We start from the raw sequence: 24365 nt of genomic DNA, 5'->3' as shown, positions 1-24365 counted from the left end.
AATGTGTCGCATTCTATCTTTGACAAAGCTCCCGCAGAATAACGATATGGAAAAAGTGAATCAGTCGTTATAGCGGGGTTACTATGTCAGCGACACTTAAATCAAATGTCTTCAGTTTGTCCAGAATTGCTCTAGCGGTTGCCATGTCGGGCGCGACTGTTGTTGCGGTCGCAGCCGAACCGCCGACAGACATCGAACAGATCGTTATTGAAGGTCAGCGACATAGCGCCGGTGGCCACCTGAAAACCATGAGTGAGGCTGACATCAGAAAATTGTCGGCTTCTACCAGCGACACAGCCAGCCTGCTGGCCAATCTGGCCGGCGTCAGCGTTAACCAGACCGGCGCCGTATCCAGCCTGCCGATGATCCGTGGCCTGTCGGATGACCGACTGCGCATCAAGGTGGACGGTATGGACATGATTTCCGCCTGCCCGAACCACATGAATCCGCCCCTGTCATACATGGCACCCAGCGATGTGGGGCAGATGACCGTGTTCGCCGGCATTACGCCGGTCAGCGTGGGAGGGGACAGTATTGGTGGTACGGTAATCAGCGAGTCGAAAGCACCGTCGTTCTCGGATGCAGCCGTCTTTGAAGGTGAGGTGGGTGGCTTCAGCCGCAGCAATAATAATGCCTACGGCACCAATGTTAAAGTCAGCCGCAGCACGCAAAACGCTTATGTCAGTTATAGCGGCAACTACAGCCAGGGTGACAACTACACCGCGGCAGAAAACTTCAAGCCGACTGCTCAGACAGGACGGCCGGGTCACACTCTGCCGCTGGACGAGGTGGCCTCAACAGCTTACGAAACACAGAACCACAATCTGCGTTTTGCTTACCGCACAGAGGGCAATCTGTTCGATGTGCAGCTGGGTTACCAGAACATGCCCAGCCAGCTCTACCCCAATCAGCGTATGGACTTGCTCGACAACCAGCAGGTCAGACTTAATCTGAACTGGCAGCGCGACATGTCCTGGGGCCAATTGCAGACTCGTCTCTACCACGAAAAGGTAGAGCACGGCATGGATTTTGGTCCTGACCGACAGTTCTGGTATGGCACCAATGCGATGGGTGGTAACCCTTGTGACACTATTCGTTTTCATGGGGATCCGGCTGGTACCTGCGCAGCGGGTATGCCGATGTTTTCTGATTCGAATAATACGGGCTTGAGTCTGACCGCTGAAATTGAACTGGCTGCACGTGGCATGGTGCGCGTCGGGGCCGACTTCCAGCAATTCACGCTGGATGATTACTGGACAGCCTCTGGTGGTGGCATGGGGCCGGGAACATTCCAGAATATCAACAACGGCCAGCGTGATCGCAGCGCGATTTTTGCCGAGCATGAATTGCAACTGACCGATGCGCTGTTGCTTATGTATGGTGCGCGCGCAGAGCGCGTTACCCGCAACGCCGATGAGGTTCAGGGTTACTCAACGGCAATGACTGCGCCGGGTATGCAGTTTATGGAGGCCAGGGCATTTAATAATGCCGATCGCAAGGAGGCCGATACCAATCTCGATCTGACATTATTGGCTCGTTATGAAGTGAGCGACCAGATTGATCTGGAGTTGGGTCTTGCGCAGAAAACCCGTTCAGCCAACTTGTACGAAGCTTATCCCTGGTCGTCATGGATGATGGCCGCATCTATGAATAATCTGGTTGGTGATGGCAACGGATATGTCGGCAATCTGGACCTTAAACCGGAAGTCGCGCATACGCTGTCGGGTAGTCTGAACTGGCGAAGTGCTGACCGGGATATTGAAGCCAGTATCAATCCCTACTTCACCCGGGTTGATGATTACATCGATGCCGTGGCGGGCGGGATGATGATGTGGCGACCGGGCCAATACAATGTCTTGCAATATCAGAATCAGCAGGCCGAGCTTAAAGGGGTTGACCTGACGCTTACTGCTAATTTGTTTAATAATGCCAGTGGTCAATGGCAGTTGGCCGGTAATGTGAGCTACATTGATGCAGAGAATACAGATACCGGTTCTGGCCTGTACAATATCATTCCGGTTCAGGGGCGTCTCGCGCTGACTCAGCAGTTGGGAGGCTGGGACAACAGCCTGGAGTGGGTGTTTGCTGGCGACAAAGATGATGTGTCCGCTATTCGTAACGAGATGACGACCGACAGTTATTCGCTTTTCAATCTGCGACTGAGCCATACATGGGATCAGGTGCGGTTGGATCTGGGAGTTGAAAACCTGCTGGATGAGTTTTACTACCTGCCTGCTGGCGGTACCTACGTCGCTCAGGGCATGACCATGTCCATGAATGGAATTCCCTTCGGCATTGGTGTGCCGGGCATGGGACGTTCATTCTTTGCCGGAGTTAATTACAGCTTTTAACGGGGCGATGCCAATACGTTAAAGCTGATGCTGATACGGTCACGGTCGCTGCGATTTTCTTCAACACCGTGCTCCAGCCAACCAGGAAAAACATACATGCGCCCCTGCTCGGGGCGCATCTGTATTTCCTCTGCAGTAAATTCGCTGAGCTCATTGATCGGATAGGTTATCATCCGTGACGCGACGCGCGGATCTCTGAAAAAAATACTCCCGCATTCCGGCGCTTTAAGACTTACATAATAAACCCCGCTGAAATGGCAATTGGCATGGTAGTGAATCTTGTTGGATGCGCCCGGCGGACTGATATTCACCCAGGCCTGATGCTGATAAACCAGATTCGGCTTAAAGTGAATGGATTCACCAATGCGCTGACAGACCTGTAGTATCCGCAGATTGATCTCGTCAAATTCAGGTAAGTGCTGCAGGTTGTTAGGACTTTGCCAACCCCTGACATTGGAGTTAAGGACTCCCCGCGGATCATTTTTATACAGCAGTCGGATCGCTCCGAGTAGTCTGTTGTTAAAGTCCACATGATCGTCGAACAAGGTGCTCCAGACTAAACTTGGAAACAGAGACTGGGGACTAATCTTCAAGGATCTTTCCTTTTATTGTCAGTAAATATTTCGATAAAAATAATCTTCCTGCGAACGAAACTTTTGGAAAGATAACTGTGAACCAGTTCCTAGTCCAGCACTTCATTCGTAACAAGGTGTTGCAAAATTATGTATATTGATACACTATTCGTTCGTTCCAGACGTGAGTGGTAGGAACTGGCGTTACGATTTGTGACGAACCAGAGGCTTTCTACCCATCCCTCTCTCTTCGTTCCTGATCGCAACGTCTTTTGTTTCGAAAGAACTCAGATAATAAAAATATTCAGGAGCAAGATATGCGATTTAATGTGCCCCACAAGCGCAGATTACTGTGCAGCGCTATTTCCCTCTCACTGCTGCCAATGACTTCTCAGAGTTACTCGCAAGAAATTGAGGTTGAGGAAGTTGTTGTGACCGGTTCCTTTATTCGTCGAAGTGAAGGTTTTACTCAGGCTTCTCAGGTTACCCAGATAAGTGCTGATGACCTGCTGGACGAAGGTACTCTGAATTTGGGAGAGGTAATTCAGAATATGTCATTTGTGGGCGGTCCATCGTCCTCAATTACCAATACCATTCAGGGTACCAGCTCGCGCAGCACGAGTATTGACTTGCGTGGTCTTGGGCCGCGTTCCACCCTGACGCTACTGGATGGCAAGCGTATTGCTGACCAGAACGTAAACGTGATGGTGCCTACTATCGCTATACAGCGAATAGATATTGTTGCTGACGGTGCAGCTGCTCTTTATGGTAACGAGGCGGTTGCGGGTGTCGTCAATTTTGTACCTTACACTTCCTATGATGGTGTAAAAATTGAGGCGTATGGAGAGCAGGATTCACGTGGCGACTATGATGAACAGTCGGTACAGATGCTTTGGGGTGGAGACATCGGCGACTTGGATGTTGTGGTTGCCGGGCAGTTCAGGACAAACAGCCGACTCGGCTGGGACGAGCGTCCCTATCTGGCTCAGGCTGGTCTGAACTATTCATCCAATGCGCCGGGCAACTATGTTGTCCCGCTCCGTGATGCTTCCGGTAATTACACCGGGGCGTCGGCCAATCGACCGGATCCCAATTGCGCACCGGCGGCGGATCGGCAGTCCTACGTTGCAGGAGCCAACAACAACCCCTACGGTATGTTAGTCGGGAGTACCTGCTATTTCGATTTTGGAGACACCCGGAGTTACCGCGAGCCAACGGATACGAATTCGATTTTCGCAAATGCGACCTGGGATGTCAGTGACGATTTGACATTACGGGCGCAGGTGTTTAATTCGCGCCTTTACCAGGTGTCTTACACCTCAACATCCAATCCGGGTAACTCGCGCATCGGAGAGTTGGGAGCCATTCGTGGCGAACTACCAGGTAACCCTTTCCTGGCTCGAAACGCTGCCGGTGAGCAGCTGTATGGCGTTGACTTGAATGGCGATGGCATTCCCGATCGTGGCACAGAGGATCGCAATAATGATGGGTTGATGGACTATATCGTGTCCGGTACAACGCCCAATGGTCTGCCTCTGCATGAGGATGTGAGAGCCAGAACATTACGACCTATCAATAAAACACATACGCCATCAGATGGACACACGCCTGACGGGGATAACATATCTGACAGCACTGACCATAATAGTCGGATGTTATTCCAGGCTGATTTTAAGGTTCCCATGCTGGATGGTTGGGAAGGCGTAGCAGCATACGCCCGAAGTAACAAGAAACTGCGTTACATGTCTAACCAGAACTATGATATTGAGGCCATGAAGCAGGGTATTAACTGTGATGTGATCAATGATCGAGATGCGTGTTATAATCCGTTCTTTGTTGTGGATCAATCGACCAATAATTCTATTCATGTAATGAATGCGATTGCCGCACGATCAAAGGAAATGGAAGAAGTTTGGCTGAATACCATTGATGTGATCCTCAACGGTGAGCTGCCATTGGGCAGTTTTGAATTGCCCGGCGGACCAATCGGTGCTGCAGTTGGTTATCAGTGGCGTGATGAGAAGTTTACCAATACGCCATCGGTTCATGAAATTCGGGGTGATACGTGGATCGGTAGCCCGATTCCTGAGGATATTACGTCAGGCAGCCGCGAAGTCGATGCCTATTTCCTGGAGTTGGCAATTCCGGTTTTGTCGAATCTGGAAATAGAAGCCGCTGTGCGTACCGAGGATTTTAGTACAGGCCAGAAATCAACTGATCCCAAATTCGGCGTAACCTGGGCGGCGACCGACTGGCTTAACTTGCGCGCGACAACAGGTGATGCATTTATCGCACCCTCAATTACTCAGCTGCTTAATCCGGTCAGCTGTGGGTTGTCAACAGTGACTGATCGCTTCTCTACTTTCTCCGCTTTCACAACCGCATGTTCTGGTGGTAATCCCAATTTGGAGAACGAGACATCAACATCCAGACAATTCGGTTTCGACCTTACTTTTGGTAACTTTGATCTGTCAGTCACCTGGAACGAAACGGATTTTAAGAATCGTATCGTTGGAATATCCGGCCAGCAGGTCATGAATGCTGAATTCGAAGCATTCAAAGCCTGGTCAGGTTTTACAGGCAGTGGTGTAGGTTCTGCCAATCAGCCCTCTCTGGCTCAATTGCAGGCTTGGCTGGCCAGTGGTTTAAGTAATCCAGACATAGTGCGTGACCAGAACGATCTGCATACCATTTTGCAGGTTACAACGCCGGGAAGTGTTAATGCCCAAAGCGTAAAAGTGACGGCTTATGATATTCAAGGCAATTACACGATGAGTCTGGGGGATTGGGGCGATTTTCGGGTCAACCTGCAGGCAACTTATTTGGATGAGTTTCTGTACCAGGAGAATCCGGGTGGCCCGGTGTCTGATGCGGTTGGGCGAACTAATCGCCTGACAGGCACAGCGCCAGCTGTCCCTGAACTAAAAGCCAATCTGCGATTGGGTTGGTCGTTGAATAACCATGCAGTGAGCGGTACTGTCCGGTATGTCAGCGCTATGGACTGGGATGGTACCAACTACACTCCGCTCATTGCGCGTTTTGCCAACACCAACCCGAATCCCAGCATTGTCGGGGGGCAGATTCGGGCCTGGACCGACTTCGACCTGGCCTACACTTACCGCGGCATCAGTCTTTATGGCGGCGAAATGGCCTTCAGCGTTGGTTCGCGTAATCTGTTTGACAGACAGGCGCAACGCACACCAGACTTCGCCGGTGTAATGGGTGAATTGCAGGATCCGATGGGTCGGTCAATTTACGCTCGTATGGTTTACGATTTCTGATTGATTCAGTCATCGTCCAACAAAAAAGGGGCCTCATGGCCCCTTTTTTGATTGCCTGATATGTCTGCAAGTACCACCACCGGTAAAAGAACAACAGACAAGGCTGTCTCTTGTCGGAATGCAGCTTCATTGCTCCACAGTGAGCGAATGCCGCGAGCAGAATATCCAGTGGCGTTAATCAGTCGCCTCAAGCCTTTGGTCTTTGGTCTTTGGTTTCATCAGGCGCTCTCTGGCAGGACGATGTCGGGAGTGGTTTAATAGTACACCTACTAGTGAATGACGCCTCTATCTGGCTGGCGACACTGACCCGATGCTGCATCCTGGTACCACACGGTCGGCACGTTGACATCATTGTCCTGTGCGACAGCAACCAGCCGACGGATGTCATCAGCGTCGGTCTTCAGGTCTGATGATATTGACAATACAGGGATCAGACACTTATTCGAGTCAGAGATTGAGTGTCGAGACTGGTTGATTAGTGCTGTTAATACGTCTTGGGGCCTTACGTCCGACTGATCGTCGGAATCGTGCAGGCGGAACAGTTGCCAGACACCCGGGAGCCCCAGGGATTCGTGGATGCTCAGATGTCTGTCGGCATTATTGCGATCTAAAGCGGGTAACTGTGTTGGTGTATGAGTTGCCATAAAGGAGTCAATCCACACGCCATGCAATCGCAGCGATGCCGATTTATCGGTTGTGTCCCAGGTCGACATCAGTAGTCTGTTAATCTGTGGCAGGGCGATTGCCAGATCCTCGATGCTTCGCACAATCAGCCAATTGTTTATAACTGTGTACTCCTCTGTTTAACCGGCCGCGCGAGCCAGACGGTCATTTACTGCCTCCCATTCGGGAGTAGACGGAGGTGACTCGACAATGATTTTTTCGCACTGAAGCCTATCGAGCTCACGCAGGGTGGAAAACAGCTGTTGCCCATACTCTTTGCAGGTATTTGACATCATCTTCCAGGCAGTGCCTTTAAAAGTCAGCGGTTGTGCAGTCATGGAGAGCACAGCAATTCTGCTTTGTGAGTCGGCACTTTGTTCAAGCTGCTGCTGTAAGGACTGCCGCGTCACAAGCGAAAGTGGTGTAAGTGGCGCGTAATGACTGGTATGGGTGCCAGGAACGCGTGGCAGAGACCCTTTGGTGTCTGGCGAAAGCTCGCCAATAACGGCTTCTATTTGTGCCTGTGTGACCGCGCCGGGGCGCAGGATGCGGGCCTGATCTGCGCTGAGATCGACAATTGTTGATTCCAGACCTACTTCACAGCTACCCCCATCCAGCACCAGGCCTACATCGCTCCCGAGTTCTTCTGTGACATGTCGGGCCTGTGTAGGACTGATGCGACCAAAGCGGTTTGCCGATGGCGCCGCGATACCGGCATCAAAGGCGTTGAGCAGCGAGCGCGCGACGGGGTGAGACGGTACTCTGAGCCCCACCGTATCCTGACCGCCAGTGAGTACGCGGGAGGTGTGTTTCGAGGCTTTCAATACGATGGTCATGGGACCTGGCCAGAACAATTCCGCCAATGTCCATGCAGATTCCGGGATGTCGCGGGCGTATCGATGCAAGAGCTGGGCATCTGCCAGATGAACAATCAGCGGATGCCCTGCAGGTCGTTGCTTGACACGATAAATGTTGAGTAAAGCGGTATCGTTGCCGGCATCTGCCCCCAGACCATAGACAGTCTCCGTTGGAAAGGCCACCAGGCCGCCAGCACGAAGAATTTTTGCTGCGTGTTCTATGTTGCAATCGGGAGTCATCGCGGGGGCCGAAGAATGCAAAGACAAGTATTGTCAGGGAATTGTATGTTAAATAAAAATCGAATATATTTTAACAATTGTTCGTCTGAAACTGATGATTGTTGCTAATGTTGAACTACAAACAGCTCTACTATTTCTGGAATGTGGCCAAGTACGGAGGTGTTACGCGAGCCGCCGAGCAATTACATTTGACACCACAAACCATCAGTGGCCAGGTCAGTGAGCTGGCGCAGTCGCTGGGTGTGGATCTCTTTTACCAGAGCGGTCGGCGTCTAAAACTGACATCTGCCGGTGAGCTTGCGTTCACTCATGCCGAAGAGATATTCCAGACAGGCAAGTCGCTTGAGGCCAGACTTAAAAACAATCAGCATCATACCGACCTTCTGCTGCGTGTCGGAGTATCCAATGTAGTGCCCAAATCAATAGCATTCAGCCTGCTGTCACCGGCACTTCAATTACAGGAACCTGTCAGGCTCAATTGCTATGAGGACAAGCTGGAGTCCTTGTTTGCTGAGCTTGCTGTGCACAACCTGGATCTGGTGATCGCTGACCGTCCGCTGCCGGCCGATACCGGTGTAAAGGGTTACAACCATCTGCTGGGAGAGTGCGCTTTGGCTTTTTATGGAACCCCGGAACTTGTCGAATCAGTACGGGTTGATTTCCCGCGCTCGCTCAACGACGCCCCGCTGTTGATGCCGGGCCCGGACAGCGCACTAATGCCTGCCCTGGAGCGTTGGTTTGCAGACATGGGCATCTCGCCATATATCAAAGCTGAGTTTGATGACTCCGGCTTGATGAAGGCGTTCGGACAGGAGGGCGTGGGTCTGTTTCCGGCCCCGGAGGCAATTAGCGAGCAGGCTGCCAGGCAGCATGGTGTGAGCATTGCCGGCACCACATCAGATATCAGCTGCCGGTACTACGCCATCACGCCTGAACGTCGTTTGAAACACCCGGCACTGGAGGCGATCAGCCAATCTGCCAAAAGCAATGTATTCAGCACTGTCGCTTCACGCGCATGATCAACAGGTAGCGAGAGTAGATCAGGAATTCGGTAAGCAGTAACAAATGTAAGTAAGGAGTCATTTGATGAAGAACGCTCAGACTAACCAGAATAACGTGCCCATTACCGTGGCACTTGGCGATGGTATCGGCCCGGAGATTACCCGGGCCACTCTTAAAATTCTGGAGGCAGCGGGTGCAAGAATCGCACCCGAGTTTATCGATATTGGCGAGCAGGTGTATCTGGCAGGGCATAGCTCGGGAATTGAACCTTCCGCATGGGAATCGCTTCGCCGGACACGGGTTTTTTTGAAAGGTCCAATCACAACTCCTTCAGGCAGCGGATACAAAAGCCTGAATGTAACTATTCGCAAGACGCTGGGCCTGTACGCCAATGTGCGGCCCTGCGTCAGCTACGCACCGTTTGTCAAGACGCAACATCCTGCTATGGATCTTGTCATCATCAGAGAGAATGAAGAGGATTTGTACGCGGGCATAGAACACCGGCAAACCGATGAGGTGTTTCAGTGTTTGAAACTGATTTCACGTCCCGGCTGCGAAAAAATCGTACGCTATGCGTTTGAATATGCCCGTCAACAGGGACGCAAAAAAGTTACCTGTATGGTCAAAGACAACATCATGAAGATGACCGATGGCCTGTTCTATAAAGTCTTTCAGGAGATCGGTGCAGAATATCCGGACATCGAGCAGGAGCGATATATCATTGATATCGGTAGCGCGAGGATCGCTACGCGCCCTGAACAGTTTGATGTGATTGTGACCTCGAATCTTTATGGTGACATTATCAGTGACATCGCAGCTGAAATGACCGGCAGTGTCGGTCTGGCGGGTAGTGCCAATATCGGTGACCATGTTGCCATGTTCGAAGCGATTCACGGCAGTGCGCCTGATATCGCAGGCCAGGGCATTGCCAACCCCAGCGGCATCCTGCTAGGTGCCGTCATGATGCTGGTTCATATACGGCAGGCAGATGTTGCCGAACAGGTTCATAATGCATGGCTGGCAACCATCGAAGAGGGGATACATACTGGCGACTTGCGTGGTGAGCAAACGCTGCAGCATGTATCGACGGCGGAATTCGCGGATGCTGTAGTTGCCCGTCTGGGTCATGAGCCCAAGATATTCAAGCCGGTACGCTACCAGAATCCACCCGAAGCACCGGTCAGCAAATCATCATACCAGCGAAAAGCACCAGCAGAAAAAAAGCTTGTAGGTGTTGATGTATTTGTGCATGAACCAAACAGTGATCCGGAGTTTTTGGCGAGTCGCCTGAATCAGCATTCAGAGAGTGCGCTGAGCCTGCAGATGATCACCAACAGGGGCATTAAAGTCTGGCCAAATGGTTTCCCCGAGACGTTCTGCACTGACCATTGGCGTTGCCGCTATCTGGCATCGGACGACGCGTCTGCACCGTCGCATCAGGACATCTTATGCATTCTTGGTGGATTAATTGAGTCCGGCGTGGATGTCATCAAAACCGAGAATCTTTATACCTTTGACGGTGAAGCCGGTTATGCCCTCGGGCAGGGCCAGTAACCCAGCTGGTAGCACCGCGGTTATTATGTAAGCGCGGTGCACAATGCTCTCACAGAGCCAGTATGGTGAGATTGATCAAGTCTGTAACTTAGTCGCTCCTGTCAAGTGAGACGTCAGGCGAATCGGCCTGAAATCACCCTCAGGCCTGGAAAGTTCACCGGGCAATTCAAAAAACGTTTTGTATAAACGCACGCATTCATCTTTTTTGTGCAGTATTCAGAATTATTCCGTGGCGTTCAATTTGCCAGCCAGGCATAGCTGTATTGCTTGAGAAGCAGTAGTGACTGATCTGCGGTCGGGCTTTGCCTTGCTTTTTCGGGGTTCGCTAAATAGTACATTAATGCTTGATAATCGCAAAAAAATGTATCATATTTGCGGCAGCTATCTGCCGATGGTTAAAGCGGCAAAACTGCATCACGGAGACTAACAAAATGAAAACAGCAAGCTATATTGGTGGGAATTGGTTTTACAGCGAAGAAGAGGGCCGTGCAGTATATGATGCTGTTAGTGGTGTCCGGGTCGCAGGTGTCTCCAGTGCGGGTGTGGACTTTCCTGAGGTGCTACGATTTGGTCGCGAGGTGGGGGTGCCTGCTTTACAAGCGATGACGTTGCATGAAAGGGCCGCATTGCTCAAGCAGCTGGCATTGTATCTGACAAGCCGTAAGAAAGAGTTCTACAAAATTTCTGATCATACAGGTGCGACGGCGGGCGACCATCGTATTGATATTGATGGTGGCATTGGCACCCTTTTCGCCTATTCCAGCCTTGCGAGGCGTGAGTTTGCTAACCAGCGCTTTATCGTGGAAGGTCCGGCGGAACGGCTTTCGGCAGATAACAGTTTTTCTGCCAGGCACATACTGGTGCCTCGGTTGGGCGTTTCGGTGCATATTAACGCCTTCAACTTTCCCTGTTGGGGGATGCTGGAAAAAATCGCTCCAAGCCTGATTGCCGGTGTGCCCGTTGTTGTTAAGCCTGCTACCGATACGGCCTATGTCACAGAGGCTGTTGTAAAGGCGATTGTTGAGTCGGAGATTCTGCCGCCGGGTTCATTGCAGCTGATTTGCGGAAGCACAGGCGACCTGCTGGATCACCTTCTTGAGCAGGATGTGGTCACGTTTACCGGTTCGGCATCGACCGGGCAGAAGTTGTGCAACCATCCGAATATTGTTCGTCGACGCATTCCCTTTAACATGGAGGCGGATTCACTCAACTGCTGCGTGCTGGGTGCGTCAGTTGCGGACACAGATCCTGAGTTTGGCCTGTTCATCAATGAAGTGGTTCGCGAAATGACAGCCAAGGCCGGGCAGAAGTGTACGGCTATTCGCCGGGTTCTGGTGCCAGCCAGTAAGGTCGAAGCGGTGATATCGGCACTTCGTGAGCGCCTGCAAAAGGTCGTAATCGGCGACCCTGCTGTGGACGGCGTAACAATGGGGCCGCTGGTCAGTGCTTCGCAGAAGCAGGATGTCAGCAGTTGCGTAAATGCACTGCGTGAAGTTTGTGAGTGCCTGATCGGCGGGGACGAGTCTTTTGATCTCGTTGGCGATAACGCAATACCGGCGGCTTTCTACCCTCCTACCGTATTGCTGTGTAAGGAGCCCATGGACGAGCAAAGTCCAGCGCATTCTCTGGAAGCTTTTGGTCCGGTGACAACGATTATGCCGTACAACTCGACAGAGGAAGCAGTCACGCTCGTGAGTTACGGACGCGGCAGCCTGGTCAGCTCAGTAGTATCTGCAGATCAGGAAGAGGTTGCGGAATTTGTGTTGCGTATGGCGCCCTATCATGGCCGTTTGCTGGTGCTGAATCGTGACTGTGCGGAATCATCTACCGGGCACGGTTCGCCGCTACCGCAACTGGTTCACGGCGGTCCCGGACGCGCGGGCGGTGGTGAAGAGCTGGGCGGGGTCAGAGCCGTCAAACATTACATGCAGCGCACGTCTGTTCAGGGCAACCCGACCATGCTCATGGCCATAACACGCGAGTATTCCCCAGGAGCGCGAACAACAAGCACTGACATCCATCCGTTCAGAAAACACTTCGAAGACCTTCAGGTTGGGGAAAGCCTGCTGACCTACCGAAGAACGGTCACTGAGGCTGACATTGTCAATTTCGGCTGCCTGAGTGGTGACCATTTTTATGCCCACTTTGATGAGCTGGCAGCGTCCGAATCCCTGTTTGGCAAACGCGTGGCGCACGGCTATTTCCTCATTTCCGCGGCGGCTGGTATGTTCGTCGAACCTTCCCCGGGCCCGGTTCTTGCAAATTATGGTCTGGAAAATCTGCGCTTCATAGAGCCGGTGGGCATTGGCGACACGATTCAAGCGCGGCTGACGGTCAAGCAGAAGATAGAAAAAGATAAGCGACCGGATGACAAAGAAGCAACGGGCGTTGTTGTCTGGGATGTACAGATTATGAATCAGCGCGGTGAGTTGTGCGCACACTATGACATTCTGACGCTGGTTGTACGACGTGATGCGTAATCAATCGGTTCATGGAGGCGAGAAAAAATAATGACAGCATTCGCAAATATTATGTACACCGTAGAGGACGGCGTGGCAGTTCTGACGCTGAATCGCCCTGAGACTCTGAACAGCTTTACGGTTGCCATGCACGAAGAAGTACGTGTCGCAATGAACGATGCGCGCACTAATCCGGAAGTACGTTGCCTGTTAATAACTGGCGCCGGTCGTGGCTTCTGTGCGGGTCAGGATCTGAATGACAGAACTGTGCAATCTGATGCGGGTCCGCTTGATCTGGGTGAGTCGGTAGAGAAATACTACAACCCTTTTGTCAGATCGATCATGACTCTTGATAAGCCGGTTCTCTGTGCCGTGAATGGAGTTGCTGCGGGTGCCGGCGCCAGCATCGCGCTCGCTTGTGATATTGTGCTGGCAGCACGCTCCGCCAAATTTGTACAAGTGTTCTGTAAAATTGGCTTGATTCCTGATTCGGGTGGCACCTGGAACTTACCTCGCGCGCTTGGATTGCCTCGCGCCAAAGGTCTGGCTCTGTTGGGTGACAAACTACCCGCCGAGCAGGCGGAAAACTGGGGCATGATCTGGCGCTGTGTGGATGATGATGCACTGATGTCAGAAACAATGGAGCTCGCCAGGTATCTCGCCACTCAACCTACACGGGGATTGGCCGAAACAAAACGTCTTCTGAATGAATCATTCTCTACCCCCATGCACCAGCAAATGGAGAATGAAAAATATGCCATGCGGCGTTTGGGGCAGTCGCACGATTATCGCGAAGGTGTTGCTGCTTTCCTGGATAAGCGGCCACCGGTTTTTCGTGGTGACTGACAGGCCGTCGAAGTAGCAATATTGACGAGACAGATCTCACAGTGTGCACCGATAAGAGTGCACTGCCTCTGTTGTGTCTTGGTTGTGAATCAAAATATTACTGTGCTGCACCGCTTTTGATGCCTGCCGCAAGGCTGCATTGAGGCAGTGCTGTGTCAATTTGGAGTTAGTGATGTTGAAAGATGCTTTTATCTGTGATGCCGTTCGCACACCCATTGGTCGTTATGGCGGTGCACTTGCTGCAGTCCGGGCAGACGATCTGGGTGCCCTGCCGATACGTGCACTGATTGAGCGTAACACAGGCATTCAATGGTCCGAGGTGGATGATGTGGTTTATGGCTGTGCCAATCAGGCGGGCGAGGATAATCGCAACGTGGCGCGAATGTCGGCTCTGCTTGCCGGCTTGCCGGTCGATGTGCCCGGAACGACTATCAATCGCCTGTGTGGGTCCGGAATGGACGCCGTGGGTTATGCGTCCCGGGCAATTCGTACGGGCGAGGCCCAATTAGTGGTGGCAGGCGGTGTCGAGTCCATGTCGCGGGCGCCGTTTGTGCTGGGTAAAGCCGAGACTGCCTTCAGCCGCAGCCAGGAGCTGTACGACACAACCATTGGCTGGCGCTTTATAAACAAGCGTCTGGCCTCAATTTACGGCACCCACTCGATGCCGGAGACGGCTGAGGAAGTTGCAGCGCAATTCGGCGTCAGCAGGGCCGATCAGGATGCGTTTGCGCTGCGCAGCCAGCAAAAGGCGACAGCAGCTCGTGACTCCGGCCGGTTTACAGAGGAGATAATTCCCGTATCAATTCCGCAGAAAAAGCGCAGTGACCTGGTTGTCGAGCACGACGAGCATATCCGCGCCGATGCTTCGTTGGAGGCTCTGTCGGCCCTCGGCACTCCATTTCGACAAAATGGCAGTGTGACTGCAGGTAACTCATCGGGCGTAAATGATGGGGCGTGCGCACTGTTATTGGCTTCTGAGAATGCGGTTAAAGACTACGGGCTGAGTGCTCGTGCCAAGGTGCGTGCTATGGCGGTGGCCGGTATTGAGCCACGCATTATGGGTGCTGGGCCAGTGGCCGCCGTTCATAAGGTGCTCCGCCTGGTGGGGTTAACGCTGGCTGATATGGACGTTATTGAACTGAACGAAGCTTTTGCGGCCCAATCGCTTGCTGTCCTGCGCGAGCTGGGCCTTGCCGATGATGCCGCAAACGTGAACCCTAATGGCGGGGCTATAGCATTGGGGCACCCGCTGGGCATGAGCGGTGCGCGCCTGGTCACAACAGCCATGATAGAACTGGAGCGCACAGGAGGGCTGTATGCCCTGTGTACCATGTGTGTTGGCGTTGGCCAGGGCATTGCCATGGTCATAGAAAGGTGTGACGCGTCAGTCTGAATATTTAGTGGTTTTAGCCTTGTCGTGACAGGCTTATAGATATATGATACATGTAAGTTAATCGGGCTGTTTTGTTAGTATCATAACTGCCTGAATAGATATGGAGCTTGCGTAATGAGTAATTTTAATTGTGATTCAACCGAGCTTGAGCGGCGCTTTCAGCTGCGGGTTGACGAGGAGCAGCGAATAGAGCCGAAGGACTGGATGCCAGAGAAGTATCGGGCAAACCTGATTCGACAAATATCTCAACACGCTCATTCAGAAGTTATTGGTATGCAGCCTGAGGGATGCTGGATAACGCGCGCACCAACTCTGCATCGGAAGATCGTTTTGCTCGCCAAAGTTCAGGACGAGGGCGGGCATGGACTGTATTTGTACAGTGCCGCAGAAACACTTGGAGTCAGTCGTGAAGAGCTCATCGATCGTCTCCACAGTGGCAGTGCCAAGTATGCATCCATATTCAATTACCCGTCTCTGACGTGGGCGGATGTAGGCATCATCGGATGGTTGGTAGATGGTGCGGCTATTGTGAACCAGATCACTTTGCAGCGGACTTCGTATGGTCCCTATGCAAGGGCCATGGTGCGTGTATGCAAAGAGGAAAGCTTCCACCAGCGACAGGGTTACCAAAGTGTTATGGCGTTGGCACGTGGTTCTGATGAACAAAAAGCGATGGCGCAGGATGCCCTTGACCGATGGTGGTGGCCTTCATTGATGATGTTTGGTCCGCACGATGGTGAATCTGCACACAGTGCGCAATCTATGAAGTGGAAAATCAAACGCGAAAGTAATGACAGTCTACGACAACGATTTGTTGATCAGACGGTACCTCAGGCTGAATATCTGGGGCTTCGCATTCCCGATTCAAAGCTGCGCTGGAACGAAGAGCGCGGCCATTATGATTTTGGTGAGATCAATTGGGAAGAATTCGAAAACGTAATAAGTGGTAACGGTCCGTGCAATCGCCAGCGTCTGGCCCACCATGTTCAGGCACATCAAGACGGCGACTGGGTGCGGGAAGCTGTCAGGGCTTATGACAGAAAGCAGCTCGATCGGGTGGGCGCGACGGAAGCAGCGGGCAATCGTAAGAAGCACGCAGCATAAAAGGAACAGAGAGTAATGAAAGAAACAACGCTTATGCCTTTGTATGAGGTATTCATCCGTTCCAGACGTGGCCTGGATCATAAACATGTGGGTAGCCTGCATGCCGCAAGTTCGGAGCAGGCCCTTGAGTACGCGCGCGATTGTTATACCCGGCGTAGCGAGGGATGCAGTATCTGGGTAGTGAGATCATCCGATATCGTTGCTTCTCAGTCGGATGACGCGTCCAGCTTCCATGACCCTATGGACGAGAAACCGTATCGACATGCCGCGCACTATGTTCTCCCGGATCCGATTAACAATATGTGATATGCAGGTGCAGTAATGACAAAGATTTCAGGCAATGAGCATTTGTTTCGCTACGTGTTGGCGTTGGCAGATGATGCCTTGGTGCTCGGGCAGAATTTGTCTGAGTGGTGTAGCCGCGGCCCCTATCTGGAGGAAGATCTTGCTCTGGCCAACGTGGCGCTGGACTATCTTGGCCGGGCGCGTATGTTCTTTGAATATGCAGCGCAAATAGAGGACAAGGGTCGTACCGAAGATGACCTGGCATTCCTGCGCGACAGCAGAGAGTATCGGAACTACCTGTTACATGAGCTGCCCCGCGGCGATTTTGCATACACTATGGCCCGTCAATTGATGGTAGATGTTTTCAGCCTCGAGTACTTGAAGGCGCTGTGCAAATCGACTGATGAAACCTTGTCCGCTATTGCTCAAAGGACAGTGAAGGAAAGTGAATATCATCTGCGTCGCAGTCGCACATGGGTTGTGCGGCTGGGTGACGGCACTGAAGAAAGTCACACACGTATGCAAAAAGCTTTCGATGATTTGTGGGGCTACAGTCATGAACTGTTCGAAGGTGATGACAGTGAGAGAGCGCTTGTTGCTGAAGGCATTTCAGTGGACAGCAGCACTATCAGAAACGAGTGGGACAGAGTCGTGAATGAAGTGTTGTCAGAGGCGACGCTGAAGCGACCTGATGAAGGCTGGGCTATTCGCGGTGGCAGAAACGGCATCCATACCGAAAGTTTCGGGCCCATGCTGGCAGAAATGCAATACATGCAAAGAGCTTACCCCGGTCTGGAGTGGTAGTGGGCGACACAATCACCCTGGTGCCAGAGCTGCTTGCGCGCCGCCGCGCCCGGAGAAACAACTCTGACTGTGGCGAGTTATGGTCAGCACTGGATCAGGTCGCCGATCCTGAGATTCCTGTCTTGTCGATTTGGGATCTCGGTGTGCTGCATGATGTGGCACGAGAGGGTAATCAGGTTGTTGTGACGATCACACCAACCTACTCTGGCTGTCCTGCTATGGATGAAATATCAAGAGAAATTAAAGGGTTGCTTTCGCGCGAATATGGCCTGGATGCCACCGTGCGCTTGAGTTTGACGCCGGCCTGGACGACGGATCTGATTTCTCCCGAAGGTAAACAAAAACTTCGCGAGTACGGTATTGCGCCGCCGCCCGGTCGTGATGCAACGGATAGAGTGGTAGCTTGTCCCCAATGTAATTCCAGAGACACGGAATGTGTCAGTGAGTTTGCATCTACCGCGTGCAAGGCGCTTTACAAGTGCCATTCCTGCGGAGAGCCCTTCGATCATTTCAAATGTTTCTGATCGTTCAACGAAATGCCTGACACCGATCAGAAATAGGTTCAAATCTCCCTGTCCTTTCGTATACCATCAGAGGTCTTGCCCCGCCAGTTCAGTGAGTGCATGACAGAGGGGCTAGAAACTGGAGGGATATGGACTTATGGGAAAGAGCAACCTGTTGGCGAAAACGCTTGCCGATATCAACAAAGAGCAGTCACTTAGTGGCACTTCGATAATTATCACGGTATTCGGAGATTGCGTATCTCAACATGGGGGCAGTATCTGGCTTGGGAGCCTGATCAGGGCGCTGGCGCCGCTTGGCTTTAACGAGCGATTGGTTCGAACCTCAGTCTTTCGTTTAGTTAATGATGACTGGTTGTCCGTGAGCAAGATAGCTCGCCGCAGCTACTATAGCTTTACCGACTCGGGTTACCGTCAGTTTGAACGCGTTGCACGTCGAATATACCAGGCCGAACAGCCAGTGTGGGACAACGGCTGGACCTTATTGTTAATCAACCAGGTGCCCATCGAAAAGCGGCAAGAGTTGCGCAAAAAATTGCTTTGGCAGGGATTTGGTCAGCTCAGCCAGGACCTGTTTGCCCATCATCAGTTTGATACGCTGTCGCTGGATGAAATACTGGTTGAAACGGGTGTTGTGAATGACGTCGTGGTCATGAGTGCCGAGGCGCAGGGGCTGCCGTCTCGCCTGGCGCTGAAGGCGCTTGCTCAGGAAAAATGGGGAATCGCCGATCTGGAGAAAAAATACAAGCGCTTCCTGGTTATTTTTCGGCCCGCCCTGGATGCCATGATCAAGTCAAAGAACCTTGATCCAGAAACCTGTTTTTTGATGCGCACGCTACTTATCCATGAGTATCGGCGCATTCTGCTGAAAGATCATGATCTTCCGGTTGAACTACTGCCCAGTGGGTGGCCGGGGGTGAATGTTCGCAACCTCACCGTCAATTTGTATACGCGTCTCTCGCCAGGCGCTGAGCAGTTTATTACAACTGAACTGGAATCCTCGGAAGGTCCGTTATCCGCCGCAAGCAGCTCATTCCGTGAACGATTTGCGTGAGTGCGACGGGTTTCAGGTCAGTTGTTCGGTATAGCCTATTGCCCCCAGGACTCAATACTTTCGACGAAGCGTGATAGGAATCGATTGGTCTGAAAAGCATCCAGTGCTCTGTGATCAATGCTGAGAGATACATAACACATCGGTTTGATAAGCAGCTTGTCCTCACCGTTCACGGTTTCTACCACAACGCGCTTCTCGAGCTTGCCCACACCCAGTATGGCAACCTGGGGCTGATTGATGATAATCGGCGCGGCAAACAGGCTGCCACTGGTGCCATGGTTGGAGATTGTGAACGTACCGTTACGGGTGTCCTGCGGTTTGAGTTGACCGGATCGCGCCTTTTCAGTTTGTTGGTGCAGTGCCTCCGCCACCTGGAAAAGAGTCATATCCTGTACACCTTTGACGACGGGGACAATCAGGCCCTCATTACCCAGAGCCGTGCCTACGCCGATATTGATGTCGTTGAAGATCTCCAGATGATCCTCATGGTAGGTGGCATTGACCTCAGGCACCTCGCGAATGGCTATTACCGAAGCGGCCAGGAAATAGGCAGTGAAAGTCAGGTTCACATTTTGTTCCGCGAACTCTTTTTTGTGCCATTTTCTGTGTTCAATCACATTGCTCATGTCCATCTCGAAGACACTGGTGACGTGGGGTGACGTCTCCAGAAGGCTGCTAACCATATGCCGGGCGATGGCTTTGCGCATATTAGTGTGTGGAACCTGTCGGGATTTACCGTCCCGGGCTGCAGGTGCAGGCGTTGTAGTTACCCGGGTTTGCTGATGTTCCAGAAAATGCAGCACATCGTCGCGCGTGACACGTCCGTCGCGACCTGAGCCGGATATCCTGTCAATGTCGATTTTATGTTCCCGGAGCAGGCGTCGGACGGCTGGGCCGACAAGGCTGCGAGCTTTGCCGGCGGGCGCCGGAGGCGTCGTGGCTGCCGTACGATTCTGCCGCGCTCTGGACGGGCTTTCCGCCGCCTGGGGATCCGGTGCTGCGCTGTGTGACGCCGACGGTTCGGAATGCGAGGTTTCGGAGCGCTGCTCAATCTGACCCAGTATGGATTCTGGTGTGACCTCTTCATTCTGATGCATCAGAATTTCCACAAGCACTCCATCGACGGGGGCCGGGAGTTCCATGGAGACCTTGTCAGTCTCAAGCTCCAACAGCGGGTCCCCCGCTTTGACAGGGCTGCCTATCTCGACGAGCCAGTCGGAAATCCGGGCAGCCGTACCCTCAAGTTGACCGTCTTCAAGTTTTATCTGAACGAGGCTGGAGGCAGTTTGTGTATTTGCGCTTTCCATCTATAACTCCGTAATCATCAGATTGTAATCAGATCGTTCATCTTGGCGACAATCTGGTCGGCTGAAGGCAATGCCGCATCCAGCAATTTGAGATTATGCGGGCTGGGTATATCCGGCATGGTGATACGTGCGATTGGCGCATCAAGATAGAAAAATGCTTCATCGCTCAGCACGGCAGCGATTTCGGCGCCGAACCCTGCGGATCGGTTATCTTCGTGAACGATCAGGCAGCGGCCGGTTCGTTTGACCGATTCAAGGATGCAGTCTTTGTCCCACGGCTTGAGCGTTCTGAGGTCTATCAGCTCAATGTGCGCAGCTTCGTGATCGTCTGCGCTAATGTTGTTCTGAATGTTGTAGTCGGCGATAGCCGACTCACATCGCTCTACCATGGCGCCCCAGGTGACAACGGTCAGCTTTGATCCGCTGATGAGCGTTCTGGCTTTTCCGAACGGCAATACAAAGTCATCGCCCGGATAGGGGCGTCGCGCCCATGAATTGTCGAGCAGGGCTCTGTGCTCGAAGAAGATGGTCGGGTTGTTGTCACGCAGCGCGTAGCGTAACAGGCCAACAGCGTCTTCGGCATTGGAAGGCATGGCTACCTGCCAGCCCACCTTGTGCACCCATTCAACTTCGTCGCTCATGGAGTGCCAGGGGTCGCCGCGCTTGGCATAACCGCCCGGGATGCGCACCACCATCGGTGCTGCAAACTGGTTATTGGTGCGCCATCGCATGATGCCGGTATCACTCAGCTGCTCTGCGGCAGGTTCGGCATATTTGCGGAACTGAATTTCCGGTACTGGCAGCAGACCTGACAGCGCCATGCCAACTGAGCGGCCGATAATACCCTCTTCCGACAGGCTGGTATCGAAGACGCGGTCGTTGCCGTGTTTTTCGTTGAGTCCCAACGTAGCGCCATGCACACCACCTTTGGGGCCGACATCTTCACCAAATACAAGCATGCGCTTGTTGATGGCAAGTTCATGATCAAGCGTCTTGCGTATGGCTGTCAGCATGTTCAGTCGCGGGCCTGACGGGGCAGGTGTCTCAGTACCTGTGTCGGGCTGGTAATCCGTGGTTGCCAGGCCGCCTCGGATTTGCAGGTCAGGCTTGCCGTCGAATCCGGTTTCCGCATACACGTACCGTGTGACCCGGGATGTATCCGGTTCTGGTCGCTGTTTGGCGCTTTCAACGGCTGCGCGCACTTCTTCAAAAACGTCAGCTTCCAGCTGTTCCCATTCGCTGTCACTGATGATCTTGTGCTTGGCAAGGTAGCGGCGAAGTTTGGGCAGAGGGTCGCGGGCTTGCTCGGACTCTATCAGTTCTTCTGGCTTGTAGGTTTGTGTATCCTGGAAAGTGTGTCCACACAGGCGGGGAACTTTCAGGCGCAGAAGGCATGGGCCAGCTCCTGATCGTGTATGTTCCACAGCCTCCTGAATCAGTCTTGGGGTTACCTCGGGGTCGGTACCGTCGCCGTCAATGATTTTCAGGTTTCGATAGGCCGTGAGGTTTGCCACCTGATCTCCGCCCGGGGTCTGCACGGTTTGGGGCACGGATATACCATAGCCGTTGTCTTCGATAAAAAACAAATGCGGCAGCTTGTTGGTTGTTGAGATGTTAAGTGCTGCCCAGAAACCGCTGGTAGACATGGACGAATCGCCGCCCATGGAAACCCCGATTGCGCCCCGGTAACTTTCATCACCCAGAACGTCCAGGTGGTAACGGATAGATTGAGCCCAGCCGGCAATGGGTGAGTATTGGGCACCTACACCGCCGCACATGGGGAACAGCATGGCGCCGTTTCGCTTCGGATTGGGATAGTTACAAACCACACCAATATCGCGGCCGTCGCTGTAACCGCCGGCTTTTGCCATGCAGGGTGCAATTGCATCTTCCAGCTCAAGCCCGAGAGTCATCACAAAGGGTCTGGATCGATAGTACCCGGTGGCGGCGTCGTGAGGGTGGGTCAGCAATGAGCCAAGGATAATCTGCGCAAGATCGTGCCCGCGAGCCGAGAACTGGTTAAATACGAGCTTGGCTGGTACCAGTTCGGTTTCTTCAATGGTATCGATAGCTCGGGACTGCAGCAGAACCTGGCTGATCCGGCGCCAGTCAAGTGAAGGAACTGATACAGTGTGTTGTCTTATATTCCGGACAGCTGTAGTCATTGTTAGCCTCATCTACGCTATTATTATTTGTTTCAGTGAGTCATTCGCATGGCTCTTGTATGCCTACAAGTATCGATTCTCACTGACACCGCCTTCAATCAGCCGGGCGTGCGGAATAATTGAAAAGTGGCATCCGGGCAAAGAAAAGCGTAAATTTAAGTTTACAGAAGGGGGTTAGGAGGCATCCATGCGCGTCGAAGTAATTTGCCAGAACCGGCTTGGCATACTGCACAGCATCATGGGGATTCTGGTTGAGTTTCGAATCAATCTGGCGAAAGGCGAGGTCGGCGGTGATAACGGCAATGCCATCTATTTTTATGCGCCGGGCATGCTGCGAATACAGTATTCGAGCGTTAAACCTTTAATCGAAAAGTTGCCTGGTGTGCGCCGGGTACGGAGAATTTCGTTGATGCCAAGCGAAAGACGGCATACTGAGCTTAAAGCTCTGCTGACGGCTCTTGACTATCCTGTTTTGTCGATCAATACACGAGGGGAAATCATTGCAGCTAATCTGGCGGCGGCGCGAGTGTTTGGGCAGCGGGTCGACGAAGTTCCAGGGTTATCCCTGAATAGCAGGGTTAGTAATGTGGATCTGATGCTCATGATTGAACGGCACAATGCGAGATTTAACTCGCTACCCTTGATCATCAGGGGGAGGACTTGGCTAGCTGACATCGCGCCTGTCTACGCTGATGATGCGATCACTGAAGACCCGGAGGCTTCGCTGGCAGGTGCCGTGATAACGCTGAAACCGCTGGTGCCTGTGGAGCAGGGTGTGCCGGAATACAATGAGTCCAGCGTCGATGGTTTTGGTGCCCTGTACCCGCACGGGCGGGAGATGCGTGATTTATTGCGTCAGGCCAAGCAGCTTGCCGGACTTAGCGTTCCCTTGTGGATTACTGGCGAAGATGGTGCTGGAAAAGAACGATTGGCGCGCGCCTGTCACATGGTCAGTGACTATGCGGGTCAGGCGTTTCACAAGCTTTACTGTGATGATGCCGGTGATGCCGAATTCGCGGAGAAGTTGTCGCGGTTTTCGCCAGACAATAAGGCGGTCAGCGGCACGTTGTATGTCACTGATGCCCATCGATTGACGCCCCGTGGACGTGTCCGCCTGGCGGAACTTTATGACGCATGGGGGGCTTCGGGCAGTCGTTTGCGATTGATGGTGGGGTCCCTGGGCGATGAAGATGAGCAGTTGATGCCAGGGCGAACGCTGACAGGTTATCGGCTGGCGCTGCCGCCACTTAGAGAGCGACGTGAAGGCTGGGACAATTTTATCGAAGATGTTTTGGATGCAGTCTGCAGGCAGACGGGCAAGCCCATGCCGGTGCTGGATTTATCGGCGCAACAGGCTTTACGGGACTATCATTGGCCGCAGAACCTGCGCGAGCTGGAGCGCGTGCTGATGCAGTCGGTACTGCTTGCCAAAGGGAAAACTATCACCCGCAAAGATCTGAAACTGCCCGATCCCGCGTCTATCAAAGGGCAATTGAATTTGACGCTGGATCTTGATGCGACCGAGATGGGTTACAAGGATTACTGTAGCTATATAGACAGAGAGCTTCTTGGCGCCCTGTATCCCAATTACCCCAGCGCCAGGCTGCTCGGGCGACGTTTGGGGTTGTCTCACACGGCAATAGCTAACCGCCTGCGAAGATTTGGTATACAGGAGAGTTAAGCGTATGCTCGACCGTGCTGGCTGCCAGGACTGGCTTGATGGCCGCTCGAATCAGCAGGCATCAGCTGATCTGCTTTCTATCAAATAATCGACACACAGATTGTTGATCTATGAAATATATTGTGTCATATTTTCGGGAATCCAGCCGGGTCGAGTTTGTTGGGCAAAGCGCTCTCGGCGCGTTCGATGGGCAAGCAGCATTAGAATACTCAATCAGGTCGCGGCA

General features: G+C 52.7%; 19 protein-coding genes. 13 read left to right on the top strand and 6 right to left on the bottom strand.

Annotated elements, in window-relative coordinates; genetic code table 11:
* Positions 1–83 precede the first annotated feature (83 nt).
* The gene (locus PS2015_RS14090; RefSeq protein WP_082628151.1) at positions 84–2351 is read left to right on the top strand and encodes a TonB-dependent receptor plug domain-containing protein; all 2268 of its coding nucleotides are present in this window, start codon (positions 84–86) and stop codon (positions 2349–2351) included.
* Here PS2015_RS14090 and PS2015_RS14085 read toward each other — a convergent pair.
* Positions 2348–2944, bottom strand: coding sequence for a TIGR02466 family protein (locus tag PS2015_RS14085; protein ID WP_082628150.1), 597 nt, complete (start codon positions 2942–2944; stop codon positions 2348–2350). The two genes, PS2015_RS14090 and PS2015_RS14085, sit on opposite strands and share 4 nt — an antisense overlap.
* Before the next feature lie 296 nt (positions 2945–3240).
* Here PS2015_RS14085 and PS2015_RS14080 point away from each other — a divergent pair, with 296 nt between their 5' ends.
* Positions 3241–6204 (top strand): TonB-dependent receptor domain-containing protein, encoded by a 2964-nt coding sequence (locus PS2015_RS14080; protein ID WP_058022825.1) that lies wholly within the window; start codon positions 3241–3243, stop codon positions 6202–6204.
* A gap of 5 nt (positions 6205–6209) precedes the next feature.
* Here PS2015_RS14080 and PS2015_RS16045 read toward each other — a convergent pair whose 3' ends face one another.
* From PS2015_RS16045 to PS2015_RS14070, 3 genes are all read right to left on the bottom strand, one after another.
* On the bottom strand, positions 6210–6395 hold the full coding sequence (locus PS2015_RS16045; protein ID WP_156412754.1) for a diacylglycerol kinase: 186 nt from the start codon (positions 6393–6395) through the stop codon (positions 6210–6212).
* 78 nt (positions 6396–6473) lie between these two features.
* Complete coding sequence (locus PS2015_RS14075) at positions 6474–6971, bottom strand: hypothetical protein (protein ID WP_058022824.1); 498 nt, start codon at positions 6969–6971, stop codon at positions 6474–6476.
* 36 nt (positions 6972–7007) lie between these two features.
* Positions 7008–7964 carry an L-threonylcarbamoyladenylate synthase gene (locus PS2015_RS14070; protein WP_058022823.1) on the bottom strand — a complete coding sequence of 319 codons (957 nt, stop codon included), beginning with the start codon at positions 7962–7964 and terminating at the stop codon, positions 7008–7010.
* Positions 7965–8071: 107 nt separating this feature from the next.
* Between PS2015_RS14070 and nhaR the strand changes: the two genes are divergently transcribed.
* The 10 genes from nhaR (at position 8072) to paaX (ending at position 18986) form a co-directional block, all read left to right on the top strand.
* A complete protein-coding gene (gene nhaR / locus PS2015_RS14065; protein WP_058022822.1) occupies positions 8072–8983 on the top strand; it encodes a transcriptional activator NhaR in 912 nt (303 codons plus the stop codon).
* 67 nt (positions 8984–9050) lie between these two features.
* The gene (locus PS2015_RS14060) at positions 9051–10520 is read left to right on the top strand and encodes an NADP-dependent isocitrate dehydrogenase (RefSeq protein WP_058022821.1); all 1470 of its coding nucleotides are present in this window, start codon (positions 9051–9053) and stop codon (positions 10518–10520) included.
* A 431-nt stretch (positions 10521–10951) separates the two neighbouring features.
* The gene (gene paaZ, locus PS2015_RS14055; RefSeq protein WP_058022820.1) at positions 10952–13000 is read left to right on the top strand and encodes a phenylacetic acid degradation bifunctional protein PaaZ; all 2049 of its coding nucleotides are present in this window, start codon (positions 10952–10954) and stop codon (positions 12998–13000) included.
* A gap of 30 nt (positions 13001–13030) precedes the next feature.
* A complete protein-coding gene (gene paaG, locus PS2015_RS14050) occupies positions 13031–13825 on the top strand; it encodes a 2-(1,2-epoxy-1,2-dihydrophenyl)acetyl-CoA isomerase PaaG (RefSeq protein ID WP_058022819.1) in 795 nt (264 codons plus the stop codon).
* 172 nt (positions 13826–13997) lie between these two features.
* A complete protein-coding gene (gene pcaF, locus PS2015_RS14045) occupies positions 13998–15218 on the top strand; it encodes a 3-oxoadipyl-CoA thiolase (RefSeq protein WP_058022818.1) in 1221 nt (406 codons plus the stop codon).
* A gap of 114 nt (positions 15219–15332) precedes the next feature.
* Entirely contained in the window at positions 15333–16322 is a 990-nt protein-coding gene (gene paaA / locus PS2015_RS14040; protein WP_058022817.1) for a 1,2-phenylacetyl-CoA epoxidase subunit PaaA, read from the top strand.
* Positions 16323–16337: 15 nt separating this feature from the next.
* The gene (gene paaB, locus PS2015_RS14035; RefSeq protein ID WP_058022816.1) at positions 16338–16628 is read left to right on the top strand and encodes a 1,2-phenylacetyl-CoA epoxidase subunit PaaB; all 291 of its coding nucleotides are present in this window, start codon (positions 16338–16340) and stop codon (positions 16626–16628) included.
* Positions 16629–16643: 15 nt separating this feature from the next.
* Positions 16644–17411: a 1,2-phenylacetyl-CoA epoxidase subunit PaaC gene (gene paaC / locus PS2015_RS14030; protein WP_058022815.1), complete on the top strand. Its 768-nt coding sequence runs from the start codon at positions 16644–16646 to the stop codon at positions 17409–17411.
* Entirely contained in the window at positions 17411–17935 is a 525-nt protein-coding gene (paaD, locus tag PS2015_RS14025) for a 1,2-phenylacetyl-CoA epoxidase subunit PaaD (protein WP_169792325.1), read from the top strand. Before paaC ends, paaD begins: the two co-directional genes overlap by 1 nt.
* Before the next feature lie 136 nt (positions 17936–18071).
* Positions 18072–18986, top strand: a complete 915-nt coding sequence (gene paaX / locus PS2015_RS14020) for a phenylacetic acid degradation operon negative regulatory protein PaaX (RefSeq protein ID WP_058022814.1) — start codon at positions 18072–18074, stop codon at positions 18984–18986.
* 35 nt (positions 18987–19021) lie between these two features.
* Here the strand turns inward: paaX and PS2015_RS14015 are convergent, their stop codons facing one another.
* A complete protein-coding gene (locus PS2015_RS14015; protein ID WP_058022813.1) occupies positions 19022–20293 on the bottom strand; it encodes a dihydrolipoamide acetyltransferase family protein in 1272 nt (423 codons plus the stop codon).
* A gap of 17 nt (positions 20294–20310) precedes the next feature.
* Entirely contained in the window at positions 20311–22458 is a 2148-nt protein-coding gene (locus tag PS2015_RS14010; protein WP_058022812.1) for an alpha-ketoacid dehydrogenase subunit alpha/beta, read from the bottom strand.
* Positions 22459–22645: 187 nt separating this feature from the next.
* Here PS2015_RS14010 and PS2015_RS14005 point away from each other — a divergent pair, with 187 nt between their 5' ends.
* On the top strand, positions 22646–24139 hold the full coding sequence (locus PS2015_RS14005; protein WP_058022811.1) for a TyrR/PhhR family helix-turn-helix DNA-binding protein: 1494 nt from the start codon (positions 22646–22648) through the stop codon (positions 24137–24139).
* Positions 24140–24365: the final 226 nt, after the last annotated feature.

This window comes from Pseudohongiella spirulinae (assembly GCF_001444425.1).
GTDB lineage: Bacteria > Pseudomonadota > Gammaproteobacteria > Pseudomonadales > Pseudohongiellaceae > Pseudohongiella > Pseudohongiella spirulinae.
Note: the sequence above shows the minus strand (reverse complement) of the source record. Positions and strands in the feature narration are given on the sequence as shown.

Excerpts from the sequence above, each read along its gene's own strand:
- PS2015_RS14090 (WP_082628151.1), top strand. The coding sequence starts at position 84 with ATGTCAGCGACACTTAAATCAAATGTCTTCAGTTTGTCCAGAATTGCT.
- PS2015_RS14080 (WP_058022825.1), top strand. The coding sequence starts at position 3,241 with ATGCGATTTAATGTGCCCCACAAGCGCAGATTACTGTGCAGCGCTATT.
- PS2015_RS14070 (WP_058022823.1), bottom strand. The coding sequence starts at position 7,964 with ATGACTCCCGATTGCAACATAGAACACGCAGCAAAAATTCTTCGTGCT.
- nhaR (WP_058022822.1), top strand. The coding sequence starts at position 8,072 with ATGTTGAACTACAAACAGCTCTACTATTTCTGGAATGTGGCCAAGTAC.
- PS2015_RS14060 (WP_058022821.1), top strand. The coding sequence starts at position 9,051 with ATGAAGAACGCTCAGACTAACCAGAATAACGTGCCCATTACCGTGGCA.
- paaZ (WP_058022820.1), top strand. The coding sequence starts at position 10,952 with ATGAAAACAGCAAGCTATATTGGTGGGAATTGGTTTTACAGCGAAGAA.
- paaG (WP_058022819.1), top strand. The coding sequence starts at position 13,031 with ATGACAGCATTCGCAAATATTATGTACACCGTAGAGGACGGCGTGGCA.
- pcaF (WP_058022818.1), top strand. The coding sequence starts at position 13,998 with ATGTTGAAAGATGCTTTTATCTGTGATGCCGTTCGCACACCCATTGGT.
- paaA (WP_058022817.1), top strand. The coding sequence starts at position 15,333 with ATGAGTAATTTTAATTGTGATTCAACCGAGCTTGAGCGGCGCTTTCAG.
- paaB (WP_058022816.1), top strand. The coding sequence starts at position 16,338 with ATGAAAGAAACAACGCTTATGCCTTTGTATGAGGTATTCATCCGTTCC.
- paaC (WP_058022815.1), top strand. The coding sequence starts at position 16,644 with ATGACAAAGATTTCAGGCAATGAGCATTTGTTTCGCTACGTGTTGGCG.
- paaX (WP_058022814.1), top strand. The coding sequence starts at position 18,072 with ATGGGAAAGAGCAACCTGTTGGCGAAAACGCTTGCCGATATCAACAAA.
- PS2015_RS14015 (WP_058022813.1), bottom strand. The coding sequence starts at position 20,293 with ATGGAAAGCGCAAATACACAAACTGCCTCCAGCCTCGTTCAGATAAAA.
- PS2015_RS14010 (WP_058022812.1), bottom strand. The coding sequence starts at position 22,458 with ATGACTACAGCTGTCCGGAATATAAGACAACACACTGTATCAGTTCCT.
- PS2015_RS14005 (WP_058022811.1), top strand. The coding sequence starts at position 22,646 with ATGCGCGTCGAAGTAATTTGCCAGAACCGGCTTGGCATACTGCACAGC.